At 66.9% G+C, this 26,940-nt stretch carries 19 protein-coding genes and 1 pseudogene; 7 read left to right on the top strand and 13 right to left on the bottom strand.

Annotated elements, in window-relative coordinates; all coding sequences use genetic code 11:
• From AX730_RS08335 to AX730_RS08325, 3 genes and pseudogenes are all read right to left on the bottom strand, one after another.
• Positions 1 to 1,324 (bottom strand): annotated as a pseudogene (locus tag AX730_RS08335) (hypothetical protein); the annotation flags it as partial.
• 11 nt (positions 1,325 to 1,335) lie between these two features.
• On the bottom strand, positions 1,336 to 6,045 hold the full coding sequence (locus tag AX730_RS08330; RefSeq protein ID WP_157074160.1) for a DUF7507 domain-containing protein: 4,710 nt from the start codon (positions 6,043 to 6,045) through the stop codon (positions 1,336 to 1,338).
• A gap of 434 nt (positions 6,046 to 6,479) precedes the next feature.
• Positions 6,480 to 7,229, bottom strand: coding sequence for a GntR family transcriptional regulator (locus tag AX730_RS08325; RefSeq protein ID WP_062354687.1), 750 nt, complete (start codon positions 7,227 to 7,229; stop codon positions 6,480 to 6,482).
• 123 nt (positions 7,230 to 7,352) lie between these two features.
• Here AX730_RS08325 and zwf point away from each other — a divergent pair, with 123 nt between their 5' ends.
• From zwf to AX730_RS08305, 4 genes are all read left to right on the top strand, one after another.
• A complete protein-coding gene (zwf, locus tag AX730_RS08320) occupies positions 7,353 to 8,831 on the top strand; it encodes a glucose-6-phosphate dehydrogenase (RefSeq protein WP_062354684.1) in 1,479 nt (492 codons plus the stop codon).
• Between the two features lie 85 nt (positions 8,832 to 8,916).
• Positions 8,917 to 9,630, top strand: a complete 714-nt coding sequence (gene pgl, locus AX730_RS08315) for a 6-phosphogluconolactonase (RefSeq protein WP_083537806.1) — start codon at positions 8,917 to 8,919, stop codon at positions 9,628 to 9,630.
• 140 nt (positions 9,631 to 9,770) lie between these two features.
• Positions 9,771 to 10,289 carry a c-type cytochrome gene (locus tag AX730_RS08310; protein WP_062354681.1) on the top strand — a complete coding sequence of 173 codons (519 nt, stop codon included), beginning with the start codon at positions 9,771 to 9,773 and terminating at the stop codon, positions 10,287 to 10,289.
• Positions 10,290 to 10,455: 166 nt separating this feature from the next.
• Positions 10,456 to 12,183, top strand: coding sequence for an ExeM/NucH family extracellular endonuclease (locus AX730_RS08305; protein ID WP_062354679.1), 1,728 nt, complete (start codon positions 10,456 to 10,458; stop codon positions 12,181 to 12,183).
• 371 nt (positions 12,184 to 12,554) lie between these two features.
• Here the strand turns inward: AX730_RS08305 and AX730_RS08300 are convergent, their stop codons facing one another.
• The 8 genes from AX730_RS08300 to AX730_RS08265 form a co-directional block, all read right to left on the bottom strand.
• Entirely contained in the window at positions 12,555 to 12,992 is a 438-nt protein-coding gene (locus AX730_RS08300; protein WP_062354676.1) for a hypothetical protein, read from the bottom strand.
• A 36-nt stretch (positions 12,993 to 13,028) separates the two neighbouring features.
• On the bottom strand, positions 13,029 to 13,574 hold the full coding sequence (locus tag AX730_RS08295) for a DUF1697 domain-containing protein (protein ID WP_062354673.1): 546 nt from the start codon (positions 13,572 to 13,574) through the stop codon (positions 13,029 to 13,031).
• Positions 13,575 to 13,615: 41 nt separating this feature from the next.
• Entirely contained in the window at positions 13,616 to 13,861 is a 246-nt protein-coding gene (locus AX730_RS08290; RefSeq protein ID WP_157074159.1) for a hypothetical protein, read from the bottom strand.
• Positions 13,862 to 13,868: 7 nt separating this feature from the next.
• A complete protein-coding gene (locus AX730_RS08285) occupies positions 13,869 to 14,111 on the bottom strand; it encodes a DUF1653 domain-containing protein (protein WP_062354707.1) in 243 nt (80 codons plus the stop codon).
• A gap of 76 nt (positions 14,112 to 14,187) precedes the next feature.
• Positions 14,188 to 14,901, bottom strand: a complete 714-nt coding sequence (locus AX730_RS08280) for a hypothetical protein (RefSeq protein ID WP_062354668.1) — start codon at positions 14,899 to 14,901, stop codon at positions 14,188 to 14,190.
• A 383-nt stretch (positions 14,902 to 15,284) separates the two neighbouring features.
• Positions 15,285 to 15,575, bottom strand: coding sequence for a hypothetical protein (locus tag AX730_RS18850; RefSeq protein WP_157074158.1), 291 nt, complete (start codon positions 15,573 to 15,575; stop codon positions 15,285 to 15,287).
• 37 nt (positions 15,576 to 15,612) lie between these two features.
• On the bottom strand, positions 15,613 to 17,343 hold the full coding sequence (ggt, locus tag AX730_RS08270) for a gamma-glutamyltransferase (RefSeq protein ID WP_198147093.1): 1,731 nt from the start codon (positions 17,341 to 17,343) through the stop codon (positions 15,613 to 15,615).
• Between the two features lie 52 nt (positions 17,344 to 17,395).
• Entirely contained in the window at positions 17,396 to 18,010 is a 615-nt protein-coding gene (locus tag AX730_RS08265) for a tetratricopeptide repeat protein (RefSeq protein WP_062354659.1), read from the bottom strand.
• 185 nt (positions 18,011 to 18,195) lie between these two features.
• Between AX730_RS08265 and AX730_RS08260 the strand changes: the two genes are divergently transcribed.
• Positions 18,196 to 21,903 (top strand): indolepyruvate ferredoxin oxidoreductase family protein, encoded by a 3,708-nt coding sequence (locus AX730_RS08260; protein WP_062354656.1) that lies wholly within the window; start codon positions 18,196 to 18,198, stop codon positions 21,901 to 21,903.
• A gap of 42 nt (positions 21,904 to 21,945) precedes the next feature.
• On the opposite strand, the gene AX730_RS08255 is transcribed toward AX730_RS08260, so the two are convergent.
• Positions 21,946 to 22,545 carry a DUF938 domain-containing protein gene (locus tag AX730_RS08255; protein WP_062354654.1) on the bottom strand — a complete coding sequence of 200 codons (600 nt, stop codon included), beginning with the start codon at positions 22,543 to 22,545 and terminating at the stop codon, positions 21,946 to 21,948.
• Positions 22,545 to 23,378 (bottom strand): NYN domain-containing protein, encoded by an 834-nt coding sequence (locus tag AX730_RS08250; RefSeq protein ID WP_062354651.1) that lies wholly within the window; start codon positions 23,376 to 23,378, stop codon positions 22,545 to 22,547. Before AX730_RS08250 ends, AX730_RS08255 begins: the two co-directional genes overlap by 1 nt.
• 124 nt (positions 23,379 to 23,502) lie before the next feature.
• Between AX730_RS08250 and AX730_RS08245 the strand changes: the two genes are divergently transcribed.
• Together AX730_RS08245 and AX730_RS08240 are read left to right on the top strand one after the other, a co-directional pair.
• Entirely contained in the window at positions 23,503 to 25,131 is a 1,629-nt protein-coding gene (locus AX730_RS08245; RefSeq protein WP_062354648.1) for a TldD/PmbA family protein, read from the top strand.
• Between the two features lie 170 nt (positions 25,132 to 25,301).
• The gene (locus tag AX730_RS08240; protein ID WP_062354645.1) at positions 25,302 to 26,936 is read left to right on the top strand and encodes a TldD/PmbA family protein; all 1,635 of its coding nucleotides are present in this window, start codon (positions 25,302 to 25,304) and stop codon (positions 26,934 to 26,936) included.
• Positions 26,937 to 26,940 lie beyond the last annotated feature (4 nt).

Here is a 26,940-nt window from a genome sequence, read left to right as displayed (position 1 = left end):
GACGGAAGATGTCCTGCGGATTGGCATTGGTGAACCCGTTGAACAGGCGGTCGAGGTCGCGCTGTGTGGTATCGGCCTGCGCAGTGACCAGGTACTTGCCGCGGTACTTGGCCTTGCCGTAGAACGCCAGCCGGCCGTCGCTGATCACGTCATCCTGGTACTTCGTGTCATTGGCGAACGCCGCGCCCGAACCGCTCACCTTGTTCTGCGCAATGGTGACATCGGCCAGGCCGACCCCGAAGAAGTAGCGGCCAGTGACGTCGACATCCAGCGTGTGCGTGGCCGCCTGCGACGTGGGACCTCGGTTGTCTCCGGCCCCGCCCACGCCGATATCGAAGCGATGCCGGCCGACCGGCACGAGATATTCGGCGACGAACTTGCGCTGCAGGTCGACCGGATACTGCTCGCCATTGATGGTCAGCTGCGCGCGATCGGGGATGTTGCGCCCCTGGATGCGGATGCGCGATCCGTACATCGGGATGTTCTGCTGGCGCAGCCCGTTGCCGGAGAACACGTCGTCCAGCTGGCTCTGAGCCTGCGCCTGCTCGCTCGACAGCGAGGTGCCAAGCGCACGTTCGGCGCTGTCACGCAGCAGGTTGGCGCCGCGCTCGGCTTCTTCCGGCGAGACCAGCTGCAATGTGCGCGGGTAGGTTTCGTCGAAACTGTCGCCATCACCGTAGGCACGCAGCACGTAGACCAACTCGTCGCCCTTGCGGAACGGGTACTTGGACGGCAGTGCGCCGTCCCAGTCGGCCCGGGTCACGCCGGCCACATCCAGCGGCACGGTGGCGATCGGCTCGATCAGGTCGGCATCGCTGCTGCGGTACAGCGAAATCACCAGGCGCTTGATGAAGGACGGATAGTTGCCGCGCACGTAGAACTGCACGGGCTTGGTGATCCGACGGCCGTCGAACGAGATCATCGATGGCGCGGACACCGACAGCTCGGGTTGGCCCAGCGTGGGATCTTCCGTCGCCCAGATGACGCCGCCACCCGGCAGGTCGATGGAGAACTTGCCCATCGCGGTCGCCTTGCCCGGCTGCTCGGTCGCGATGGTCACGCGGCGGTCGGGCTGCAAGGCCGGCGAAGACGACCTCTCGCTGGTGTCGTGGGTGACCGGCTTGTCGTAGCTGCGCGTGCGCAGGCGGAACAACAGGCCGTCCCCGCTTTCGCACGCCTCACCCGAACACTCAACGGCTGCCCGCTCGTCGGCGCCGTCGCGCGCGGCCGGCGCCGTCGTCTGCGCGCCCGCCAGCGGCGCGGTGCCCGCAAGCAGGCCGATCAGCGTGTAATCCAGCAGCTTCATCTTCATACGCTTCTTCATGATCCGCCCCTTCACTTGCGCACGCCGACAGGGGCTGTCGGATCGCTACTGGACTCCACGCGAACCTTCGCGCGCACCTCCGGGCTCAAACGCTTGGCGAGGGCTTCGTAGACGGCTTTTGCACGACGCATGCCAAGGGCCGTGTTGTAGGCATGGGAACCGCGCACGTCGGTGTGGCCAACGATCGCGATGCTGCCACCGCCGCGCTTTTCCAACGCAGCCGCGACCTTGTCGAGCAGCGGGTCGAACTCGGGACGGATCGCCGCCTTGTCGGTGTCGAACAACACCGTGCCCAGCAGGGCGCCGCCTTCGTCCACGCCGACGACCAGCGAATCCGGATCGTCGATATTGCCGCGCACGCTGACCACCAGCGCCTTCGCGACGGCCGGCTCCAACGTCTGCAGCAGCGCCGCCTTGACCGCGTTGGCACGGTCGAACGCCAGTGCCTCGGCATCGCCGTTGGCGCTGATCACGACGTCGCCACCGCCGTGCTTGCGCACCTGGGCCGCCATCGCCTCGATCACCGGCTGGTACTGCGCGCGAACCTCGGCGCTCCCCGGAGCGAAGAACACATCGCCCAACTCCAACTCCACCTGCTCGACGCCACCCTCAACCACCTGCTCCGGCAGCTTCACGCCGAAGTCGAAGCGGACCGGCAGGCCGGGGGTGATCCGACGCAGCAGCGGGTTGTCGGTGGTGAACTCGGCGCCGGCGGGCAGCGTGGACGGATCGACCTTCAGGATGAAGTTGCGACCACGCGACCACGCACCACCGGAAACCCCCGCCAGGTGATAGCGGCCGTACTGGTCGGTTTCGATCAGCAGGCCTTCCACCGAGGCGATGCGCACGCCCGGGATGCCGCGCTCGTCGATGCCTGCGTTGCGGATGACGTAGTCGACCACGTAGCCGCCCTCGCCCTGCGCCACGCGGCGCTCGACGGTCGGCGCCGCCGCGGTCAGGCCCTTGGCCGCATCGCCGGACTGTTCGACACGCGTGTTGCCCGCCGCGTCCATGCGCACGGTGATGCCCTGGTCGCTGGTCAGCACGAAGTCGTCGGTGAAGCTGGCGTCATTCAGGCGCTGGCGGATGACCACCTCGTGTGCGTCGACCGGATCAGCCACCGACTGGCGGCCTGCGATCGTGCCCACGGCGATGCCATGCAGCATCGGCGAGCTGGCATCCGGCTGGGGTTGCGGGCCCGCGCCGCGATCCATCGTGGTCGAGTTGGCAATGTACGCCGCCGGCGCAAAGCCGCCCTGCACCTTCACCCCGCTCAAGGCAGCACTGTCCTGCCAGCCGTCGCCGTCGCGGTCATTGAACACCGCGCCCATCAGCAGGCTGTCGTCGACCAGCGCATCCGCCGTCAGCACCACTTCCGCCGTGGCCACGTTGGACACCGGGTCGCCGGTGCTCGAACGCACCTGGGCCTGGTTGACGTGGGAACCCGGGCGGACGCCGGCACCGACGCGCATCACGTAGACCAGCGTCGCGGTTTCACCCGCCCGTACGTCCACGCCATCGATGCGGATCGGATAGCTGCCCGACACCGTCGCCATCTGGTCGGCATCGCTCGCCACCAGCGAGCCCTCCACGTAGCTGAAGCCCGCCGCCGGCGTATCGATGATGCTGCCAGCCACGAGGTCGCTGCTGCCCACGTTCTGCACCGTCAGCGTGTAGCGGACCAGATCGCCCACCTTCACTTCGCGCGAGCCCGCCGACTTGCCGAGGCGGATCTCCGGCAGGTTGACCTGGTGTTCCGTGCTGCAGGTCTGGCAGGTCGGCGGATCACCCGTTGGATCCCCGCTGCTCGCCACGACCACGTTCGACACGCGACCGTTGGCCGAAGCATCGACTGTGGCGGTGTAGGTGAACGTATACGTGCCCACCGCCGCACCGGCCGGCAAGGTGCAGGTCATCGTGGTGCCGTTGTTCGTGCAGCCTGTCGGCATGGCACCCAGCGCCAGGCCCTGGCCAGGGGTATCCACCAGCGTCACTGCGGCACGGGTGGCCGCCTGGCCCACCTCGACGGACAGCACGTAGGTGATCACCTGGCCCGGCTGCACGGTGGTGCCATTGGCCGGGTTGGCACTCTTGCCCACCCGGATCGTGGGCGTCGCCACCGGTGTCTCCACATCGCAATCGGCCGCGCAGACCGGATTGTCGGTGCCCGTGCCCACCACCGCGTTGCGGACCACGCCGCTCGCCTGGCCATCGACGGTGGCCGTGTAGGTCACCGTGTAGACCCCCGGCACCGTGCCGGCCGGCAACGTGCATACCAGCGGATTCGACGCGTTGCAGGTGTAGCTGCCCGCAGCACTCACCGCACCGAATGTCAGACCCGTACCCAGGGTGTCGGTCAACGTGACGTTGCTCGACGTCGGCGCGGCCATCACCGTCGTGGTCAGCGTGTAGGTGATCACGTCACCCGCAACCACGGTGGTCTTGCCGGCCGGCAGGGTGGCCGACTTGCCATAGCTGACGATGGCCGGCAGCGGTTCGGTGACGATGGTTTCGGTCTGGCACGTGCCCTGGCAGGTCGGTGCGTCGTCACCCGTCGCCACCACCACGTTGCGCACGAAGCCCGTCGCCAGCTCGTTCACGATCGCGGTGTAGGTCACCAGGTAGATGCCGGGTGAGGTGTTCGCCGGCAGCGTGCACACCAGCGGACTGCCGGTGCTGCAGCTGAAGACGCCCGCCGTGACCGCGCCGAGCGTCAGGCCTTGGCCCAGCGTGTCGGTCAAGGTGACGACCGCCGTACTTGCCGCATCGCTCACCACGACCTGCAGGTTGTAGGTCAGGGTATCGCCCACCGAGACTTCCGTCTGGCCGACCGGCAGGATGACCGACTTGCTGAAGGTGACCGCCGGGTTCTGCACCGGGGTATCGATCGTCGTCGTGCAGCCTGGATCCGCGCTGCCCATCGGGCAAGCCGGATTGCTCACCACCGCCGTGTTGCGGATCGTGCCTGCATCGGCGTCGGCCTGGGTCACCGTGTACGTCCCCACCAGCTGGCAGGTCGCACCCGGCACCACGCTGGCGCAGGTGATGCTGGACGGAATGGTCAACGCATCGTTCACCGTCACGCCCGCGAACGTCGTGTTGCCCGTGTTGGTCAGCGTCACCGTATAGGTCAGCACATCACCCACCACCACGGCACCACCGGTGCTGTCGTTGGTCAGTGCCTTCACCAGGATCTGCGAAGACGTCTGCGTGATCGACGTGCTCGTCGTGTCAGGCGGCGAGGTCACCGCCGGGCCCGTGGGCGGCGTGCCCGTGGCCGTGGCGCTGTTGTTCACCACACCGGCATCGATGTCCGCCTGCGTGATCGCGTAGCTGCCCGTGCAGGTCGTGCTCGCACCCGGGGCCAGCGTCGTCACCGGGCACACCGCCGCGGCCGTCAGCAGCGGGTCGTTGACCACGATGCCCGTCAGGCTCGTGTTGCCCGTGTTGGTCACCAGGAACGTGTAGGCGATCGTGCTGCCCACCGTGCTGCCCGTCGGCGCGCCGGCCGTCTTGTCGATCGTCAGCGTCGAGCTCTGCGTGATCGACGTGCTCGTCGTGTCAGGCGGCGAGGTCACCGCCGGGCCCGTGGGCGGCGTGCCCGTGGCCGTGGCGCTGTTGTTCACCACACCGGCATCGATGTCCGCCTGCGTGATCGCGTAGCTGCCCGTGCAGGTCGTGCTCGCACCCGGGGCCAGCGTCGTCACCGGGCACACCGCCGCGGCCGTCAGCAGCGGGTCGTTGACCACGATGCCCGTCAGGCTCGTGTTGCCCGTGTTGGTCACCAGGAACGTGTAGGCGATCGTGCTGCCCACCGTGCTGCCCGTCGGCGCGCCGGCCGTCTTGTCGATCGTCAGCGTCGGCGCTGCCGCGACCACCACGGTCGCGGTCGCGGTACTACAGGTTGCCGGCGTCGTGGCGGGCAGCGTGCAGATCGTGTAAGGATAGAGATAGCTACCCGCCGTCGTGTTGACCAACACGGTGATGGTGCCGTTGGCGTTCATCACGATGCTGCCGGCTGCCGGGGAGGGTGCAGCTCCCGGGGCCAGGCTGGCGTTCGTCCCGATGACGGCCGCCACGTTGTTGGTTGTGTCGTTGACGATGACGCTGGCGGTCGTACCACCTGTCGCGGCAACGTTGAAACTGTCGTCGACCGCATTGATAACCGGCAGCACGGGAGTCTGGATCGTACTGGTGCAACGTGCGTTGGCCGGGCACGTGGCATCACCACCACCGGTGACCGTCGCCGTGTTCGTCAACCCCGGAGCGGCAACAGGTGCTGTCGGCGTCACCGGGATCACCAAGCTGGTGTTGGCGCCGGCCGCCAGGCCTGCGGCCACGGTGCACGTGACCGTCTGGCCCGCTGCCGTACAACCGGCCGGCAGCGTACCGATCGTCAGACCCGTCGGGATCGTATCGCTGACCGTCACCGCCGTCGTCGTAGCCGCCGTACCCGTGTTGGACACCTGCAGCGTGTAGCTGGCGGCCACACCCACCGTGAAGTTCGCGCTGCTCGCCGTCTTCAGCAGCGTCAGCTGCGGCGAAACCACGGCGACGTTGACGGTGGAGGAGTTATTGCCGTTGTTGGTGTCGACCACGCCGACCGGCACCGTCACGTTGGCCGTGTTGGCGACTTGGGTTTGCGCAAATACCGGGGTGGCGAACGCGCCGTAGAAAGCCAATGCCCCGAACACGAGGACAGAGCGGCTCTTCTGGGCCAAACGACGGAATTGAGTCGAAACGTACACGGTGGTCCCTTGCGCTGGATCGGGAGGACGGCCAGCCGGGACTGCCTCCCCCAAGGCTGTCTTGAAAGTCGCACTACCCGCTCGACGGCTTCTGGCCTGCCTGAACGGGCATACGTCACATATCGCGCTTCATGCCTTTAAGCGGACATCTCTCACAATGAAGTGAGATGTCTATTACACATTCACTTTAATTTAACGTCAACTCATTGACGTCAATAGATAAGCGCGTGAACTTCATCACAAATTAGTGTTGCCGCACCGACAGAATGCCGCCGGGCCCGATTAAAGGCCCGCTCTGACGGACCAGCGGCAGTCTGCGCGCGTACGACAAAGCTCGCCCCGCCGATGCGGATCAGGACAGGCAGGGGGCAGAAATGAAGGAGATTGCCGGCCAAGCCGGCAGGAGATCAGTCGCTTTGAAGCTCGGCGACGAAGTCGTAGGCGTCGCCGCGGTAATACGAGCGGGTGGATTCGACGACCCGACCATCTTCAAGGAAGGCCCGGCGCTCGACCAGCAGGCCGGGAGCACCGACAGGGAGGGCGAGGTGGCGGGCCGCCTCCTCATCCAGGGCAACAGCGCGCAGGCGCTGCAGGGCCCGCCGGGGTCGGTGACCGTACGCGTCCAACGCTTCATACAACGAGGTGGCCACGCTGTCGGGATCCGGCAGCAGGGCGTAAGGCACCAGCGTGCGTTCGATGGCGATCGGCGCACCGTCCACATGGCGAAGGCGGTACATGCGGACCACGCCGCTGCCGGGCGACAGGTTCAGGGCCATCGATTCTTCCGGGGTCACCTCGCCCACGGACCGCTCCAGGAACTTCACCTGCGGGTTCAGCCCACGCTCGCGCAGGTCATCGGTGAAGCTGGTCAGGCGGGAAAATTGGCGGAGGATACGTTCGGCCACGAACGTGCCCGCTCCCTGCCGCTGCACAAGCAGACCACTTTCGATCAGCCCGGCCAGCGCCTTGCGGATGGTGACCCGCGACAGGTCGAGCAGCTGGGCCAGATCGCGCTCACTGGGCAGCGCCTGTCCGGGCCGCAGCACGCCGGCATCCATCAGGTTCTGCAGCGCGCGACGCAGGCGCAGATACGCCACGGCCCGGGTGGACTCGCCGGTCTGCAGCCGCTGGTATTCCTCGAGCAGGTTTGTTTGCATGCGAATCAAGATACCAGTGGCGTACCAATAGCGCAATAATTTTGCTACCACCTCTCGGCTATTGGCGCGCCATGGTAACGCGGTGGTATTGTTTCGCCTCACTTCTGCTGCACCGAGACGCCCGTGACCGCGAAGACCCTGCCTGTCGACACCTTCGATCTCGTCATCTTCGGCGGCACCGGCGATTTGGCGCTGCGCAAGCTGCTGCCTGGCCTGCTGCGGCGCTACGCCGACGGCCAGATTCCCGAGGACAGCCGCATCCTCGGCGTGGCCCGCGACAAGCAGGGCGATGCCGAATACCAGGCCAAGGTCGGCGAAGCACTGGCCCGTCTCGCCGCCAGCGACGAGACGCTGAAGGCCAAGCTGCCCGCCTTCCTGCAGAAGCTCGGCTATCTCGCCCTGGACGCCACCCGGGATGAAGGCTGGGACGACTTCGCCGCCCGCCTGCAGACCACTGGCGACCGCATCCGCGTGTTCTACCTGTCCACCAGCCCGACCCTGTTCGTGGCCATCTGCGACCGCCTGCGCGCGCACGGCCTGAACACCGGCAACGCCCGCGTCGTCATCGAGAAGCCGATCGGCCACGACTCGGCCAGCGCCGCGGTCATCAACGATGCCGTCGGCAGCGCCTTCGCGGAAAACCAGATCTTCCGCATCGACCATTACCTGGGCAAGGAAACGGTCCAGAACCTGCTGGCCCTGCGCTTCGCCAACATCCTGTTCGAGCCGCTGTGGAACGCCAGCCGCATCGACCACGTGCAGATCACCGTGGCCGAGACCGTCGGCCTGGAGAAGCGCGCCGGCTACTACGACACCTCCGGCGCCCTGCGCGACATGGTGCAGAACCACCTGCTGCAGTTGCTGTGCATGGTGGCGATGGAGCCGCCGGCCGCGCTGCAGGCCGACGCCGTGCGCGACGAGAAGCTGAAGGTACTGCGCTCGCTGAAGCCGATGCGCGGCGAGGATGTCAGCCACCTGTCCGTGCGCGGCCAGTACCGTGCCGGCGCCAGCAGCGGTGCCGCCGTGCCCGGCTACCTGGACGAACTCGGCAAGCCCGACTCGCGCACCGAGACCTTCGTGGCGCTGAAGGCCGAAGTGGACAACTGGCGCTGGGCTGGCGTGCCGTTCTACCTGCGCACCGGCAAGCGCCTGTCCGAGCGCGTGTCCGAGATCGTCATCGCCTTCAAGCAGATCCCGCATTCCATCTTCGAGGACAGCGCCGGCCCGGTGATGGGCAACAAGCTGGTGCTGCGCCTGCAGCCCGACGAAGGCGTGAAGCTGTGGCTGATGATCAAGGACCCCGGCCCGGGCGGCCTGCGCCTGCAGCACGTGCCGCTGGACATGAGCTTCGCCGAAGCCTTCGGCGTGCACCAGCCGGAAGCCTACGAGCGCCTGCTGATGGACGTGGTGCGCGGCAACCAGACCTTGTTCATGCGTCGCGACGAGGTGGAAGCCGCGTGGGCCTGGATCGACCCGATCCTCGCCGCGTGGGAGACCCAGCGCGACGCACCGAAGCCGTACACCGCGGGTTCGTGGGGCCCCAGCGCCGCCGTGGCGCTGGTCGAACGCGACGGCCGCACCTGGCACGAAGACACCGTCTGACGCCTTCGACCCCGCGCCGCGGGGTCTTCTTCCGGCGCACGCCGGCCTGCCTTCCCCCGGGAAGCCCCCACTCCCGAGTCCCGCAATGCCCCCCACCGATCTCTCGCTGCAGATCCAGCTGCACCCGTTCCCCGATGGCGACACGCTCGCCACGGCCCTGGCCCAGGCCGTGGCCGACGACCTGCGCGCCGCCATCGCAGCACGCGGCCACGCCAGCGTGGCACTGTCCGGCGGCGGCACCCCGCGCCGCTTCCTGCAGGCGCTGTCGCAGCAGCCGCTGGACTGGGCGAACGTCACCGTCACCCTCGTCGACGAACGCTGGGTACCCGACGACCACGAGCGCTCCAATGCACGCCTGGTGAAGGACCACCTGCTGCAGCACGAAGCCGCCGGTGCCCGCTTCGTTCCGCTGTATCGCGCCACCGCCACCCCGGATGACGCCCTGACCGAGGTCGCCGCCGATCTGCCGGCATCGCTGGACGTGGCCGTGCTGGGCATGGGCGGCGATGGCCACACCGCGTCGTTCTTTCCCGGCGGCGACCGCCTGGCCGAGGCGATGGACCCCGCCACCGGCACCGCGGTGCTGCCGATGCGTGCGCCTGGCGCCGGCGAACCCCGCATCACCCTCACCCTGCCGGTGCTGCGCGATGCCGGCCACCTGTACCTGCACATCGAAGGCGGCGAGAAACGGCAGGTGCTGCAGCAGGCGCTGTCGGGCCAGGGCATCGGCGCGGGTTATCCGGTCCGCACCGTGCTGCAGGCCCTGCGCGCGCCGCTGCAGGTCTACCTGACCGCCTGAGCCGCCCGCCACGCGCCGGTGTTGAGGCAAAGACGGCCTCACTGCTTATAATGCGGCCTTGTCCGCGGCGCTCCGGCGCCCGTCGGCCCCCGTTTTCGTAGCCATGCGCGGCCCCGCGGCCGTGCTGCCAAAGGTGGAAAGTGCGTAACTACGACCTCGAATTCCTCAAGCATTTCTCGATGGTGATCGGCTTCCTGATGCTGGTCACCGGCGGCCTGATCGTCGGCGCGTACTTCCTGCACGGCAGCCTGCCGCCGGAAGTGAACCCCAAGGCCGTGCAGATCACCGAGGCGCGCATCGCGCCGGCCGGCGCGGTCTACGCGGGTGAAACCGGTGCCGCCGCCCAGGCCGCTGCCGCCCAGGCCGCATTGGCTGCTGCCGCCTCGCAGGTCGCCTATGGCGGCACGCTCGATGGTGGCGAGATCTACAAGAACCTGTGCGGCGCCTGCCACACCAACGGTGTGGGCAAGGCCCCGACGCTGACCGCCGCTGGCATGGGCGCCCGCGCCAGCAAGGGCGTCGACACCCTGTACAAGCACGCGATCGAAGGGTTCACCGGTCCGGACGGCGGCATCATGCCTCCGAAGGGTGGCAACCCGGCCATCTCCGAAGAGCAGATCCGCGCCACCGTCGACTGGATGCTGGCCAACAGCAAGTAAGGCGCATCGCCTTGCAGAAAACGCCGCCTCCGGGCGGCGTTTTTGTTTGTGGTGCTTTCACCCTGCTCTGTCATCTCCCTTCTCCCCGCCTGCGGGGAGCGAGGGAAAAATCCTTCCGTCACCCTTTCCGTTTACCCTTGCCGCCTCGCTTCACAGGTCGCCTGACATGACGCCTCCCCGCTCACTGCCCACCCTCGCCCTGCTCGCCACCTTCGCGCTGCCCGCCTATGCGGCCACGCCGAACGCACGCGTCATCCCCATCGGCCAGGTGCAGGGCGAAGGCGCGCGCATCCCGCTCGACGGCCAGACGGTGACGGTGGAAGGCGTCGTCACCGGCCTGTTCGTCGAGGGCCTCGGCGGCTTCTTCCTGCAGGACGGCGGCGACGGCAACGCGAACACCTCCGACGCCCTTTTCGTCGCCCTGGAAGAAGGCGCACCCGCGCCGACGATCTCTGCAGGTGAACGCGTGCGCGTGCGAGGCATCGTCGGTGAACGCAAGACCGGTGGCGACAGCACGCTCACGACCCTGCATGCGCCCAAGATCGACACCGTCCAACGCATCAACGAGCTGCCGCTCACCGTGCTCACCGCCCAGCCACGCGATTGGAAAGCGCTGGAAGGCATGCTGGTGCGCATCGACGCCCCGCTCACCCTCAGCGGCACGCACACGCTGGAACGTTTCGGCGAACTGATCGCCAGCTTCGACGGCCGTTTGTGGCAGCCCAGCGAACTCGCCACGCCCGGCAGCGCGGAGGCCAAGCGCCTCGCGGCCGACAACGCCCGCCGCACCCTGCTGCTGGACGACGGCAGCGCCAAGCGCGACCCCGCCACCGTCTGGTACGTGAAGGACGGCCAGCTACTGCGCACCGGCACCGTGTTGACCGGCGTACAGGGCATCGTCGACCAGCGCCCCGGCGGCTGGCGCCTGCAGCTCACCCAAGCTCCGACCATCGCCGCGCCGCAGCGTCCGGCCGCCCCCCAGGTCGCCGGCAACGTGCGCGTGGCGGCGTTCAACCTGGAAAACCTGTTCAACGGCGACGGCAAGGGCGGCGGCTTCCCCACCGAACGCGGCGCCAAGACGCCCGGACAGTTGAAAGCGCAGCTGGCGAAGCTGGTCGCCACCATTCGCGGCTTGAATCCCGACATCGCCGCGCTGATGGAGCTGGAGAACGACGGCTACGGCGCCGACTCCAGCCTGGCGCAGCTGGTCACGGCACTGAACGCGAACGGCGGCATGTGGCGCTTCGTCGATGCCACGCAGGGCCCCGGCCCGGACAGCATCCGCGTCGGCATCATCTACCGCAGCGACAAGGTGAAGCCGACCGGCAAGCCGGCCACGCTGCAGGAAGGCCCGTTCGGCGAACGCAGCCGCAGCCCGCTGGCGCAGGCGTTCGTGCGCGGCAATGGCACGCCGTTCGTCGTGGTCGCCAACCACCTGAAGTCGAAAGGCTGTTCGGAAGCCAGCGGTGGCGATGCCGACCAGAAGGATGGCGCCGGCTGCTGGAACGCGCTGCGGCTGGATTCATCGAAGCGCCTGGACGCGTGGCTGAAGACCGACCCCACCCGCACGCGCAGCGACCGCATCGTGATGCTGGGCGACTTCAACGCTTATGCGATGGAAGACCCGGTGCGCTGGCTGCGCGACGACGCCGGCTGGATCGATGCGTTCAAGCAGGCCAAGGTCGAGCAGCCCTACTCCTACGTCTACAACGGCCTCACCGGCCGCCTCGACCACGCCCTGCTCAGCCCCTCACTGGCGAAGCAGCTGCGTGGCGCGGCGGAGTGGCACATCAATGCCGACGAGCAGGATGCGCAGGGCTACGCCGACGGCGACGCGTCCGTGCCCTACCGCAGCTCCGACCACGACCCGCTGCTGCTCGGCTTCGATCTCTGACGCAGGCCCGCCGGCGCGGGCATCGACGTGCACGTCGCGACAGGCGACATCGAGGCTTTCAGCTGCCACGGCGATGTATTGAGGTGAGCTGACGAGGCTTTCTGCTTCGTTGGCAAGGCTTTTTGCTTCGCTGGCAGGGCATTGAGGTGCCATGACGAGGTGTTGAAGTGAGTCGACGAAGCATTGCCGTGAGATGACGCGCCATCGAGGTGCGCCGGCCGAAGCACTTATGTGCGATGACGAAGCATTGAGGTGAGACGACGAGGCTTTTCTGTTCCATGACAAGGAAGAAAGCCTTGCTGGTGAGGCAGGAGAGCCTCGGATGTCGAGGAAAATGGCCTCGTCATGGAACAGAAGAACGTCGGCGATGGTTAGGAGCCGGCAGCGCCCGTTTCGATGCGCGTCGCGACCGGTGAGTAGTAGGCCAGCGCCAGGCCAGCGCCCCACAGCAGCGCCGATGCTTCGGTGAACATCGCTTCGAGCGGCAACATCAAGATCGGACCAAGCACGAGATACAGCGGAAGGCCCAGCAGCGTCAGGGAAAGCGACAGCGTGCGCCCCCATCGCGCGAGCAGGAAGAGCCCGATGAAGCCGGCCACCGCCGCCGCCAGCAATGTCAGCACTGCCAACAAGGTCAGCAGAAGGGCAATGGGTGCCCAGTCGTCCATCAGGAGCCATGGCGAAGACTCGTTTGCATAGGCATCGGCCAGCGCGGGCGAGTATCCGCCCGGAAGCAGACCAGCCACCAATGCGGCAACCAACGATAGGAAGGACGCGATCAACAGGGCGCGGAAACGGGTGATGGTCATCCTTGAATATCCCGGGCTGGAGGGGGAAGCGGGGCGTCACGCATCGATCTTGTCGACCAGCGCCTGCAGTTTCAACACGGTGGTCCAGTTGCGCGTGGTAGCCGCCCTGCCTGCCTTGCCCACCAGCGCCTCACCGGCCTTGCTGTCGAGGATGCCGCTGGCGCAGTGCAGATAGGCGGCGTGCGTGCCGACGAGGAACTGCTCGGGCGCGACCACCTTCGGCGCAATGGCGTCGAGCGCTGACAGCGTTCCCGCATCTGGCGTGAAAGCGACCAGCAGGCGCGACGGATCCGTCGCCGTGTCGGCGAACGGGTTGTCAGCGATGATGGCGGCGAGGTCCTTCGCCGACTTAACAATGACAGGCACGTCGATCGTGAGCTGCGCCGCGATGGCCGAAGAGATCTCCGCCGCGATCTTCGCGGATGTCTTCTTGCTGGAGCGGAACACCACGTTGCCGCTGTTGAGCAGCGTGGCGACGTCGGTGTAACCAAGTTCCTCCAGCAGCGCACGCAGGTCCGCCATCGCGATGCGCTTGGCCTTGCCGACGTTGATGCCGCGGAGCAGGGCGATGTAGGTGGTCATGTCGAAGCTTGGGCTATTGATGTATGGCGATGCCGAAACGGTCAGACGTCATCGTGACGTTGATCGCGGGAGCCGCCGAGAAACCACAACACGACGCCGACGATCCCCACGGCAATCGGCCAAGCCACATGCAGATCAGCATGCCGGTGCAACTGCGACAGGACCAACGACGCGATGATGGCAAGGCCGCCGAGGATGCTCAGTGGTCCGATGGATGCATTGCCTACCTGGTAGAGCCGCCCATCGTCGCGATTGATCCAGACTCGTAGTTTCGACCACCTTTCCATGCGCATCTCACTCCCGTGAAGACTCGACCGGCGCGAAGCGGCGCACCAACTGCCCGTCCACCACTACCTCCTCGCAGAACATCGCACACGGCCGCACCCACAATCCGCCTTCGCCGTACAGTGCGCGGTACACCACCACTGGCTCCAGCGTCTCGCTGTGCCGTGCCACCGCGACGACCTCGTAGTCGTTGCCCTTGTAGTGGCGGTAGAGGCCGGGCGTGAGTTCGGGGATGGCGGAGAGTGTGGCCATGGTGGTGTCCTCGTATTCGTAGGGTGGGCCTTGGCCCACCGATGCGGAGATTGTCCGCAAACGGATCGTAGATGCGTCAGTTCCTAACTTCACGCCTATCGACATCCAGCTCCGAGATCAGCTGGACAACGTTCCTCTGCAGCGCTTCGCCTTTTTCGGCTTTTTCCGTACTCAACTGGTTGAGTACATGAACCAGGCCGACAATCTTGTGGGCGCGCGTACCAGGCTCGGGCGACCACGCGGTCGCGCACTTGTCGCCATGCCTCAGGACGTAACCAATACCATCCATCCCCACGTAGCGCTCCGCATCCGCTTCGTCTATTTCTGTCTTCAATACCCTCAGCACATTGCCTGCCATCTCCTGATCCAGGACAACCGGCGGACGCTGCTTGAAACGCGGGACATCTGACGGCGGATTGGGCGCCAACACGATCCCCGGCGGTGGAGGTGGAGGTGGCGGGTAAGACACGCCGTTTACCCCGTCATAACCAGACAGGGTTGTACCGGAGAGCTTGAAACCTTCCGGCGGATGGAACGCTGGAAAAATGTCCACGGCCACTTCTCCTGACCTGACCACGATGGCCTCCAGTCCCGGCTGGTAGATACCTTCCGGACAAGGTTGAAGCCGGGCGTCGTACAACGTCTGCTTGTCGGCCCGGATGCGGTCGAGCTGCTCCTGCCGTTTTTCAAGATGATCAGCAACCACGGGCATCGTCACGACAACGGCTATCACCAGTGCAGGCAGTGCAACCATCCGGGCGATGTTTCTGGCGCTGACCTTGGTTTTCATGATCGCCTGCTGATTGTTTCACGCCATTGATGGTTCGCAGGATGGGTGAGGCCGCAAGCGTTCAACGACGAGGCCGACCTACCCACCATGGCGAGTGACTGGACGCGACGATGGGTATCGCTTCGCTCCACCCATCCTACGGGCTACCGCGTTATCGGCCGACGCCGCTCATTGAAGATCTCCTGTATCACCCGAACGTCGTCCAGCGACTTTTGCAGGAGACCGAGATCCGGATCGCACGTTATCCACTCGTACGGCTCCCGACCGCTCAGCGTCAGCAGGAAGGCCTGACCCACCACGACGTCTTCCCATCTCGGCGTCAGGATGCGTGCGTTGAAGGTACTTCCCTTGTAGTGGATACCTTTCCAGCTCTCGTCGACGCGTCAGCGTATCGCCTGCCGCCAGGCGCCGCCCTCCTGCTCGACCGATTTGGCAATCACTGTAGCGACGACGACGACATTCGAACCATCGAACCGCATGGCCGCAGGAGGATCGAAGCACAGGCTGGTGGCACTGCCCGGCAACGCATACAGCAGTCCCGCCAGCGTCAACGCAATCGCGATCGTTTTCATGCGCACCGCTCCTTGGGTGAATGACGCATCAATCCCATAGGTTGGGGTGAGCTTGCGAAGCCCAACAGGTGGACGTTTCGTCGCCACGATGTTGGGGTTCACTCCGTTCACCCCAACCTATAAGTCACTCGCGCTTCCCTCAATACCCCGCCGCCTGCCCGTCCTTGCGGCTTTCGCTGGCGCCGTAGTACACGCCGGTGTCCGGGTCGCGCTTGATCGCCTGGTAGCCGCCGTACGGGCCGAGTGCCCATTCGACGTGGTGGCCTTTATCCATCAGCGCGCGCACGGTTTCGTAGGGGAAGCCGGATTCCAGCTGCACCACGCCGCCGTCGCTCATCACCTTGGCGCTGCCGACCGGTTCGGTGGAGCCGTCGTGCTGGATGCGCGGCGCGTCGCCGGCTTCCTGCAGCGTCATGCCGAAGTCGACCAGGTTCATCACGATCTGCACATGGCCCTGCGGCTGCATCGCGCCGCCCATCACGCCGAAGCTGACCCACGGCTTGCCGTCCCTGGTGATGAAGGCCGGGATGATGGTCTGGAACGGACGCTTGCCTGGTGCATAGCAGTTGGGATGCGGCGTGGCGCCCTCGCAGCCGTTCAACACGAACATCTCGCCGCGGTCCTGCAGGATGAAGCCCAGGCCGGTCGGCGTCATGCCGCTGCCCATGCCGCGGTAGTTCGACTGGATCAGCGAGACCATCATGCCGTCCTTGTCGGCGACGGTCATGTAGATGGTGTCGCCTTCCTCCAGTTCCTTCGGCGTGCCGGGCTGCACTTCGCGCAGCACCTTGTCCGGCGAGATCAGCTTGGCGCGCTCACGCGCATACGGCTCGGAGATCATGCGCGCGACGGGCAACGGCTGGAACGCGGGATCGGCGTACCAGCGCGCGCGGTCGGCGAAGGCCAGTTTCTTGGCCTCCACCAGCAGATGCACATGCTCGGGACTGCCGTAGGGGATCTTGGAGAAGTCGTAGCCTTCCAGCACGTTGAGCATCTGCAGCGCGGCGATGCCCTGCCCGTTCGGCGGCAGTTCCCACACGTCGTAACCGCGGTAGTTGGTGCTGACCGGCTCGACCCACTCGCCGTGATGGGCCGCCATGTCCTCGTACGACAGGAAGCCGCCGTTGGCCTTGAAGTAGCTGTCGATGGTGCGCGCGATGTCGCCCTTGTAGAACGCGTCGCGGCCGCCGTCGGCGATCTTCTGCAGCGTGTCGGCGAGGTAGGGGTTCTTCCACATCTCGCCGGTGCGCGGGGCGCGGCCGGCGATGGTGAACTGCTCGGTGAAGCCGGGGAACTTCGACAGCCGCGGCACCGAGCGGTCCCAGTAGTAGGCGATCGTCTGGTGCACCGGATGGCCGTCGCGCGCGTAGCGGATGGTCGGCGCCAGCACGTCGCGCATCGGCAGCTTGCCGAAGCGGTCGTGCAACGCGAACCAGCCGTCGACCGCGCCCGGCACGCTGACCGGCAACGGACCGTGCGCGGGGATGTCGGTGATGCCCTGTTGCTTGAAGTAGTCGAGCGTCAGCGACTTCGGCGAACGGCCGGAGCCGTTGTAGCCGTGCAGCTTCTTCGTCTTCGGATCCCACACGATGGCGAACAGGTCGCCGCCGATGCCGTTGCCGGTGGGTTCCATCAGGCCGAGCGCTGCATTGGCCGCGATGGCCGCGTCCATCGCGGTGCCGCCCTGTTTCATCACGTCCAGCGCGATCTGCGTGGCCAGCGGATGCGAGGTGGCCGCCATCGCATGCGGCGCGATGACATCGGAACGGGTGGCGAACGCGCGACCGGTGATGCGGTCGGCGGCGGACGCGGGGATACCGGCGGCGGCGGTCAACGCCGTCGCCAGGCACAGCGAAGCAAGGGTGCGCATCGTGGACGGAGGATGGCGCGCGGTGCGCGCCTTCATCCGCCGATCTTACGCGTTACGGCCAGACCGGCGGATTGGCCTGCCAGGCGCCCAGCACTTCGGCCAGCGTGTCGCGGTCTTCCTGCCGCCAGCCCGGCAGCAGCCCGGCATGGTTGCGCGCGTCGGTCCACAGCAGCGGCTCGGTGCGCACCGCGGCGCCGAACCACTGCACGGCTTCGTCCTTGCGGTCGAGCTTCCACAGCGCCAGTGCGAACGTCGGCGGCACCCACGAGGCACCACCCACGGCACCGATCAGCGGCGACCACTGCTGCAATGCCGCCTGGTGTTCGCCCAGGCGGAAGAGATCCCACCCATAGTTCCAGCTGATCGACCGCCACAGGCTGCCGCCCGACTGCGCGCTGCCCAGTGCCTGCTGGTACAGCTGCAGACTCAGGTCCTTGCGCCCATCGTTGGCCGCGATGTGTGCGAGCTGCGTGGTCGCCTCGACGGTCTTGCGCCCCCGTTCGCGCGCCTTCACCAGCTGGTCGACCAGCGCATCACCCTCGGCACCGGTGATGGCGACCACGGGCACCGCCGCGCGATCGACGTCGAAATAGAACTCCTTGGGTTTCGGCACGCTCTGTGCGCGTGCGGAAAACACCACCGATGCCAGCGCCATGGCCAGCAGCATGCCTGTACCTGATTTCACGACTTCCCCCGGACTACCAAAGAACGCGAACAGCCCCCGCCCCCATCCTAACCGCTGCAACGCACAACAACGAAGTGACCGGCATCACAGAAAATGCCGCTGTTACAATGCGCGCCTTCACGCCCGAGGGGTTTTCGGGCCTCGCCAGCCGCTTTCACGGGCCCGCCATGACCAGCACCGCCGAACTCACCTCCCCCTCGTCCGCCAACACGCCGCAGATCGGGGTGATCGACAGCGACTACACGCTGGAACACAAGTACACGCGCACCGATGGCCGCATCTACCTGAGCGGCGTGCAGGCACTGGTGCGGTTGCCGCTGATGCAGCGGCTGCGCGACCAGGCTGCGGGCCTCAACACCGCCGGTTTCATCAGCGGCTACCGCGGCTCGCCGCTGGGCGGCTTCGACCTGGAGCTGTGGCGGGCGCGCAAGCATCTCGAGTCCGCCGGGGTGAAGTTCACCCCCGGCCTCAACGAGGACCTGGGCGCCACCATGGTGTGGGGCACGCAGCAGACCAACCTGTTCCCCGGCGCCAAGGTCGATGGCGTGTATTCCATGTGGTACGGCAAGGGCCCCGGCGTGGACCGCTGCGGCGACGTGTTCAAGCACGGCAACGCCGCCGGCACCTCGAAGTTCGGCGGCGTGCTGGCGCTGGCGGCGGACGACCACAACTGCCGCAGCTCGACGCTGCCGCACGGCTCGGAAGACGAATTCGTCAGCGCGATGATGCCGGTGCTGAACCCGGCCGGCGTGCAGGACATCCTCGACCTGGGCCTGGTGGGCTGGGCGATGAGCCGCTACACCGGCCGCTGGATCGGTTTCAAGACGATCGCCGAGACGGTGGAGTCGTCGGCGTCGGTGCAGGTGGATCCGTTCGCGCGCGAGATCATCCTGCCGGAAGACTTCGCCATGCCGGCCGGCGGCCTCAACATCCGCTGGCCGAATCCGCCGCTGGACCAGGAGATGCGCCTGCACAAGTACGCGGTCGCCGCGGCGCAGGCGTTCGCGCGCGCCAACGGCGTGGACCGCATCGTGCTGGATTCGCCGCGTGCGCGGCTCGGCATCGTCACCACCGGCAAGAGCTACCTGGACGTGCTGCAGGCGCTGGAATACCTGGGCCTGGACGAGCAGGCCTGCGCAGACATCGGCATCCGCGTCTACAAGGTCGGCATGACCTGGCCGCTGGAACCGGTGGGCATCACCGAGTTCGCCAAGGGACTGGAAGACATCGTCGTGGTGGAGGAGAAGCGCGCCTTCATCGAGCGGCAGATGAAGGAGTACTTCTACAACTGGCCGGCCAGCGCGGGCACGCGCCCGTCCATCGTCGGCAAGTACGACGAAGGCGGCGAGTGGATCCTGCCGTCCACCGGCGAACTGACCCCGGCGACCATCGCCGGCGTCATCGGCCGCCGCATCCAGCGCTTCTTCACCACGGAGTCCATCGAGCAGCGCCTGCGCTGGATGGAGGAGAAGGAAGCCGAGATGGCGCTGCCGCGCGCCAACTTCCCGCGCGTGCCGCACTACTGCAGCGGCTGCCCGCACAACACCTCCACGGTGGTGCCGGAAGGTTCGCGCGCGCTCGGTGGCATCGGCTGCCACTACATGGTCACGTGGATGGACCGCGACACCGACACCTTCACCCACATGGGCGGCGAAGGCGTGACGTGGTCGGGGCAGGCGCCGTTCACCGAGACCGAGCACGTGTTCCAGAACCTCGGCGACGGCACGTTCTTCCACTCCGGCTCGCTGGCGGTGCGCCAGTCGGTGGCCACCGGGGTGAACATCACCTACAAGATCCTCTACAACGACGCCGTGGCCATGACCGGCGGCCAGCCGGTGGACGGCACGCTGTCGGTGCCGCAGATCGCGCACATGATGCGCGCGGAAGGCGTCGACACGATCGTCCTGGTCAGCGACGACATCCGCAAGTGGAGCAAGCGCGAACTGTTCCCGAGCGGCGTGGAGTTCTTCGACCGCAAGGAACTGGACGATGTGCAGCGCCGCCTGCGCACGGTCAAGGGCGTGTCCATCCTGATCTACGACCAGGTCTGCGCCACCGAAAAGCGCCGCCGCCGCAAGCGCGGCAAGCTGCCGGACCCGGCCAAGCGCACGATGGTCAACACGCTGGTGTGCGAAGGCTGCGGCGACTGCGGCGTGAAGAGCTTCTGCGTGTCGGTGCTGCCGAAGGAAACCGAGTTCGGCCGCAAGCGCGAGATCGACCAGTCCAACTGCAACAAGGACTTCCGCTGCGTCGACGGCTTCTGCCCCAGCTTCGTCACCGTGCACGGCGGCACGCCGCGCAAGGGCAAGAAGGCGAACGCCGCCGACCTGCTCGCCGCGCTGCCGGCGCCCGCGTTCAAGTCCGACCTCGGCGAACCCTGGAACATCCTGATCACCGGCGTCGGTGGCACCGGCGTGGTGACCATCGGCGCGCTGCTCGGCATGGCCGGCCACCTGGAAGGCAAGGGCGCCAGCGTGCTCGACCAGACCGGCCTGGCGCAGAAGGGCGGCGCGGTGACCACGCACATCCGCATCGCGCGCACGCCGGAAGACATCCATGCCGTGCGCATCGCCGCCGGCGAAGCCGACCTGGTGCTGGGCTGCGACATGGTGGTGGTCAACGACTACTGGGTGTTGTCGAAGGTACGCGGCGAGCGCTCGCAGGTGGTGCTGAACACCTACGAGGCGATGCCGGGCACATTCACCACCCATCCGGACATGCAGTTCCCGGCCACCGACATCGTCGCCGGCGTGAAGGTCGCCCTGGGCGGCCGCGACCCGCTGCTGGTCGATGCCACGCAGATCGCGACCGCGCTGATCGGCGACGCTATCGGCAGCAACCTCTTCATGCTGGGCTATGCGTGGCAGCAGGGACTGGTGCCGATTTCGTACGACGCCATCATGCGTGCGGTCGAACTCAACGGCGCCGCCGTCGAGATGAACAAGACCGCGTTCGCCTGGGGCCGCCTGGCCGTGGTGAACCCGCAGGCGGTGCAGGAAGCCGCCGGCCTGATCCGCAACACACAGACCGAGAGCGAACGCACGCCGCGCGCCCTGCAGGTGCTGCCGCCGGGCGAATGGGAAAGCACCGAGTGGGGCGCCAACGCGGCGCCGCGCAATCCCGGCAACGAGAGCGAGCTGCGTGGCCTGCCGGAAGACGGCGCGGGCGACGCGGACGTCGCCTTCCTGCCGCTGGACGATCTGCGCCTGTCGCGCTCGCTGGACGAGTTGATCGCACGCCGCACCACGTTCCTGACCGAGTACCAGGACGCCGCTTACGCCCGCCGCTACACCGACCTGGTGACGCAGGTGCGCAGCGCCGAGAACACCAGGGCGCCCGGCTCGACCGCGCTGACCGAGGCGGTGGCCCGCTACTTCTTCAAGCTGATGGCGTACAAGGACGAGTACGAAGTCGCGCGCCTGTACACCAGTGGCGAGTTCCAGCGCCGCCTGCAGCAGCAGTTCGACGGCGACTACGAGGTGCACTTCCACCTGGCGCCGCCGCTGTTCGCCAAGAAGGACGCGCACGGCCGCCTGATGAAGAAGGAATACGGCCCGTGGGTGTTCAAGGCCTTCGGCCTGCTGGCGAAGCTGCGCTTCCTGCGCGGCGGCACGTTCGACGTGTTCGGTTACACCGACGAGCGCAAGGGCGAGCGCCAGCTGATCGCGGACTACGAGAAGACCACCGGCGAACTGCTGGCCGCGCTGGATGCCGGCAAGCTGGGCCTGGCGGTGGAGATCGCCAGCATTCCCGAGCACATCCGCGGCTACGGCCACGTCAAGGAAAAGCACCAGCACGCCGCCAAGGCGCGCGAGGCGGAGCTGCTGGGCCTGTGGCGCAATCCGAAGGCACTGCACATCGTGCAGGCCGCATAAGAAGAAGACCCCGCCTCGGCGGGGTTTTTCTTTACCCCCGGATCAGGTCACGCGCTGCCAGACCGCGCAGCGGTTGTTCGCCGGCATGGCGTTGTCCTCGATAAGCACCAGCCCGATGGCGCGCGCCAGCGCATCGACGGCTTCGAAGTCCCGAATGCCGGACACCGGATCGCGATCCTTCAGCCACTGCTCGAAGGCGCGGTTGCTGTCGCTGGTGAAGTCGCCGCCGTAGTTGAAGGGGCCGTAGACCGCCAGCAGCCCGCCGGGTTCGAGTACCGCGCCGACGCCGGCGAAGAAGGCTTCGACTTGAGGCCAGCCCATGATGTGCAAACTGTTGGCGGTGAAGACGGCATCGAACCCGGAATCGGGCCACGACCCGTCGACATCCAGTTCGATCGCTTGCCGCGGGTTGGGCAGCGCCGCGTCGTCCAGCCACTGTGCGATGCCCGGCAGGTTGTCCGCACGGTCGCTGCATTGCCAGGCCAGCCACGGCATCGCCGCCGCGAAATGCACCGCGTGCTGGCCGGTGCCGCTGCCGACTTCGAGCACGCGGCGCGTGTCGCCGAGATGGCGCTGCAGGACCTCGAGGATCGGCCTCTGGTTGCGTTCGCACGACGGCGCGAACGGCTTGTCCGTCGCCATCAGCCGGCCGAACGCACGTAGACGCGCTTCAGGCCATTCTCTCCGCTGCGCTCTTCGACGGTGAAGTGGCGCGGATGCGCCTTCAGCAGGTCGCTGAGCTTCTTGTGTCCGTACAGGCGGGTGTCGAAATCGGGGCGCACCTTGTTGAGGTAGCTGCCGACACTGCCGAGGAAGGCCCAGCCCTGGTCGTCGCTGGCCTCTTCGATGGCCTGGCGGATCAGCCGCAGCGGCAGCGATTCATGCTTGCCAGCCTCCACCGCCGGTGCGGCGGTCGGCTCCGCCTGCGCGGCGGGCTTCTTCGCAGCGGGTTTGGCCACCTTCTTCGCCGGGGCAGGCGTCGTGGGCGGCGGCGGTGCCGGCACTTCGCTGCGCAACACCTCGACGTAGATGAACTTGTCGCAGGCCTGCACGAAGGCATCCGGCGTCTTGCGCTCGCCGAAGCCGTAGACCGTCAGCCCTTCCTCGCGCAGGCGCTGCGCCAGGCGGGTGAAATCGCTGTCGCTGGAGACCAGGCAGAAGCCGTCGAACCGGCGCGTGTACATCAGGTCCATCGCGTCGATGATCAGCGAACTGTCGGTGGCGTTCTTGCCGCTGGTGTAGGCGAACTGCTGCACCGGGTTGATCGAGTGCTTCAGCAGCGCCTGCTTCCACTGGGTCATGCGGGTGCTGGTGAAGTCGCCGTAGATGCGCTTGACGCTGGCGACACCGTATTTGGCGGTTTCCGCCAGCAGGCCTTCGATGACCGCGGGTTGTGCGTTGTCGGCATCGATCAGTACCGCCAGTCGCGGCTGTTCGTCGTCGTTCTCGGGTCGGGCGACCGGACGGGATTTCATGCGGGTCGATTCCTGTGCGGGATGAGGCGCATTGTGCACCACGTCGCCGCGGCATGACCGGCGTCACTTGACGCTGCGGCGCGCGCCGACGACAGTCCGGAGGCTTCCGTTTCCGGACTTCGACATGCAACGACGCGACTTCCTCGCCCTCGGTGGACTGACCTTCGCCGGCCTGGCCCTGCCAGGTACACGCGTCATCGCCGCCGAAGCCCTGCTCGAACCCGGCGACGTGGCGAAGAAGAAGCGCCTGGCCGACGCCGCGCTGGCGGCAGCGACCGCCGCGGGTGCGACCTACTGCGACGTGCGCATCGGCCGCTACCTGCGGCAGTCGCTGATCACGCGCGAGGACAAGGTACAGAACGTGGTGAACACCGAGTCGTCCGGCATCGGCGTGCGCGTGATCGCGCAGGGCGCATGGGGCTTCGCGGCGACCAACGACCAGACGCCGGACGGCGTCGCCGCGGCTGCGCGCCAGGCCGTCACCATCGCACGCGCCAATGCCCGCATCCAGGGCAAGCCGGTGCAGTTGGCGCCGCTGACCGGCGTGGGCGAGGTGGCATGGAAGACCCCGCTCGTGAAGAACGCGATGGCGGTACCGGTGAAGGACAAGGTCGACCTGCTGCTCGGCGCCAATGCCACGGCGCTGGCGGCCGGTGCCAGCTTCGCCGCGTCGCGCATGTTCGTCATCAACGAGCAGAAGTATTTCGCCAGCACCGATGGTTCCTACATCGACCAGGACGTGCACCGCATCTGGGTGCCCTTCACGGTGACGGTGGTGGACAAGGCGACCGGCAAGTTCAAGACCCGCGATGGCCTGTCCGCGCCGATGGGCATGGGCTACGAATACCTGGACGCCAACCCGGCCGACAAGATCGCGCTGCCCGGCGGCGTGGTGGCGTACGGCGCGTCCTACGACCTGCGCGAAGACATCGTGGCGGCAGCGAAGCAGGCGCGCGCCAAGCTGACCGCGCAGTCAGTGAAGCCCGGCAAGTACGACCTGGTGCTGGACCCGTCCAACCTGTTCCTGACCATCCACGAGAACGTCGGCCATCCGCTGGAACTGGACCGCGTGCTCGGCTACGAGGCCAACTACGCCGGCACCAGCTTCGCGACCCTGGACAAGCGCGAGCAGCGTTTCCAGTGGGGTAGCCCGATCGTCACCTTCACCGCCGACAAGACCGAGCCGCGCAGCCTGGGCGCCGTGGGCTACGACGACGAAGGCGTGAAGACGCGCCGCTGGGACCTGGTCAAGGACGGCGTGCTGGTCAACTACCAGGCCACGCGCGACGAGGTGCATATCCTCGGCGAGGACGCTTCGCACGGCTGCAGCTATGCGGATTCGTGGAGCAGCGTGCAGTTCCAGCGCATGGCCAACGTCTCGCTGGCGCCGGGCAAGGCACCACTGACGGTGGCGGAGATGGTCAAGGACGTGGAGAACGGCATCTACATCCACGGCCGCGGCTCGTACTCCATCGACCAGCAGCGCTACAACGCGCAGTTCGGCGGCCAGCTGTATTTCGAGATCAAGAACGGCCAGGTCACCCGCCAGATCGAGGACGCGGCCTACCAGATCCGCACGCCGGAGTTCTGGAACGCCTGCACCGCGATCTGCGACGCGCGCGACTTCCGCCTGGGCGGTTCGTTCTTCGATGGCAAGGGCCAACCCAGCCAGGTCTCCGCCGTGTCGCACGGCTCGGCGACCACGCGCTTCAACGGCATCAACATCATCAACACGGCGCGCAGCCTGGGCTGATCGCACGATCCGGGCAGTGCGACGCAGCGCGTATGCCGAAAGTCATTTGACGCTGTCTGCACCCCGGCGCAAGAATTCGGGACGACCCGCGCGATGGACATGGCGCGGGCCACAACGCGTCCGTCGCAGTCCCCGCCTGCTCCGCGCAGGCCCAACGGTGGAGAACAGCCTTGCAACGTCGTGACTTCCTGGCCCTGACCGGCCTGACCGTGGGCGGCCTGATGGTGCCGTCCTACTTCGGCAAGGCGATCGCCGCCGAGCAACTCCAGTCCACCCTCGATATCGCGTTCAAGAAGCGCCTCGCCGACGCCGCGCTGGCCGCGGCCAAGCAGGCCGGCGCGACCTATTGCGACGTGCGCATCGGCCGCTACCTGCGCCAGTTCGTGATCACCCGCGAGGACAAGGTGCAGAACGTGGTGAACACCGAGTCCACCGGCGCCGGCATCCGCGTGATCGCCAACGGCGCCTGGGGCTTCGCCGCCACCAACACGCTGACCGCCGAGGGCGTGGCCGCCGCCGCGCGCCAGGCCGCCGCGATCGCCCAGGCCAACAGCAAGACGCAGACCGCGCCGGTGCAGCTGGCCAAGGCGCCGGGCTTCGGCGAGGTGTCGTGGAAGACACCGATCAAGAAGAACGCGATGGACGTGCCGATCAAGGACAAGGTCGACCTGCTGCTGGGCGTCAACGCCGCCGCGATCAACGCTGGCGCCGATTTCGTCAACTCGATGATGTTCGTGGTCAACGAGCAGAAGTACTTCGCCAGCACCGATGGTTCCTTCATCGACCAGGACGTGCACCGCATCTGGGTGCCGATGACGGTCACCGCCATCGACAAGGCCAGCGGCAAGTTCCGCACCCGCGACGGCCTGTCCTCGCCGGTCGGCATGGGCTACGAATACCTCGACGGCGACGCGTCGCAGAAGTACGCCACGCCGAACGGCGTCATCAACTACGGCCTGTCGTACGACATGAAGGAGGACGCCATCGCGTCCGCCAAGCAGGCGCGCGCCAAGCTGACCGCCCCGTCGGTGAAGCCGGGCAAGTACGACCTGGTGCTCGACCCGTCGCACACCTGGCTGACGATCCACGAATCGGTCGGCCACCCGCTGGAACTGGACCGCGTGCTCGGCTACGAAGCCAACTACGCCGGCACCAGCTTCGCCACGCTGGACAAGCGCGAGGCGCGCTTCCAGTACGGCAGCGAACTGGTCAACCTGTTCGCCGACAAGACGCAGCCGGGCAGCCTGGGCGCCGTCGGCTACGACGACGAAGGCGTGAAGACCAAGCGCTGGGACCTGGTGAGCGCCGGCAAGCTGGTCGACTACCAGACCATCCGCGACCAGGCCCATATCCTGGGCAAGACCGAATCCGACGGCTGCTGCTATGCCGATTCGTGGAGCAGCGTGCAGTTCCAGCGCATGGCCAACGTGTCGATGGCGGCGGGCAAGACCAGGCTGTCGGTCGCCGACATGGTCAAGGACGTCGAGAACGGCATCTACATCATCGGCGACGGTTCGTTCTCGATCGACCAGCAGCGCTACAACGCGCAGTTCGGTGGCCAGCTGTTCTACGAGATCAAGAACGGCAAGATCACCCAGCAGCTCGAGGACGTGGCCTACCAGATCCGCACGCCGGAATTCTGGAACGCCTGCACCGCGATCTGCGACGAAAGCGACTACCGCCTGGGCGGTTCGTTCTTCGACGGCAAGGGCCAGCCCGGCCAGGTGTCCGCGGTCTCGCACGGTTCTTCGACCGCGCGCTTCAACGGCATCAACGTCATCAACACCGCCCGCTCGCTCGGCTGACCGG

The organism is Pseudoxanthomonas mexicana, from assembly GCF_001556105.1.
Lineage (GTDB): Bacteria > Pseudomonadota > Gammaproteobacteria > Xanthomonadales > Xanthomonadaceae > Pseudoxanthomonas_A > Pseudoxanthomonas_A mexicana_A.
This window is presented reverse-complemented; position numbering and strand designations above follow the sequence as displayed.

What these genes read in the sequence shown, in the direction of transcription:
- AX730_RS08300 (WP_062354676.1), bottom strand. Translation starts at nt 12,992, where the DNA reads ATGACCATCACCCGTTTCCGCGCCCTGTTGATCGCGTCCTTCCTATCG.
- ggt (WP_198147093.1), bottom strand. Translation starts at nt 17,343, where the DNA reads ATGCGCACCCTTGCTTCGCTGTGCCTGGCGACGGCGTTGACCGCCGCC.
- AX730_RS08255 (WP_062354654.1), bottom strand. Translation starts at nt 22,545, where the DNA reads ATGGCGACGGACAAGCCGTTCGCGCCGTCGTGCGAACGCAACCAGAGG.
- AX730_RS08295 (WP_062354673.1), bottom strand. Translation starts at nt 13,574, where the DNA reads ATGACCACCTACATCGCCCTGCTCCGCGGCATCAACGTCGGCAAGGCC.
- AX730_RS08245 (WP_062354648.1), top strand. Translation starts at nt 23,503, where the DNA reads ATGCAACGACGCGACTTCCTCGCCCTCGGTGGACTGACCTTCGCCGGC.
- AX730_RS08265 (WP_062354659.1), bottom strand. Translation starts at nt 18,010, where the DNA reads ATGCTGCTGGCCATGGCGCTGGCATCGGTGGTGTTTTCCGCACGCGCA.
- AX730_RS08325 (WP_062354687.1), bottom strand. Translation starts at nt 7,229, where the DNA reads ATGCAAACAAACCTGCTCGAGGAATACCAGCGGCTGCAGACCGGCGAG.
- AX730_RS08305 (WP_062354679.1), top strand. Translation starts at nt 10,456, where the DNA reads ATGACGCCTCCCCGCTCACTGCCCACCCTCGCCCTGCTCGCCACCTTC.
- AX730_RS08285 (WP_062354707.1), bottom strand. Translation starts at nt 14,111, where the DNA reads ATGGCCACACTCTCCGCCATCCCCGAACTCACGCCCGGCCTCTACCGC.
- AX730_RS08260 (WP_062354656.1), top strand. Translation starts at nt 18,196, where the DNA reads ATGACCAGCACCGCCGAACTCACCTCCCCCTCGTCCGCCAACACGCCG.
- pgl (WP_083537806.1), top strand. Translation starts at nt 8,917, where the DNA reads ATGCCCCCCACCGATCTCTCGCTGCAGATCCAGCTGCACCCGTTCCCC.
- AX730_RS08250 (WP_062354651.1), bottom strand. Translation starts at nt 23,378, where the DNA reads ATGAAATCCCGTCCGGTCGCCCGACCCGAGAACGACGACGAACAGCCG.
- AX730_RS08290 (WP_157074159.1), bottom strand. Translation starts at nt 13,861, where the DNA reads ATGGAAAGGTGGTCGAAACTACGAGTCTGGATCAATCGCGACGATGGG.
- AX730_RS08280 (WP_062354668.1), bottom strand. Translation starts at nt 14,901, where the DNA reads ATGAAAACCAAGGTCAGCGCCAGAAACATCGCCCGGATGGTTGCACTG.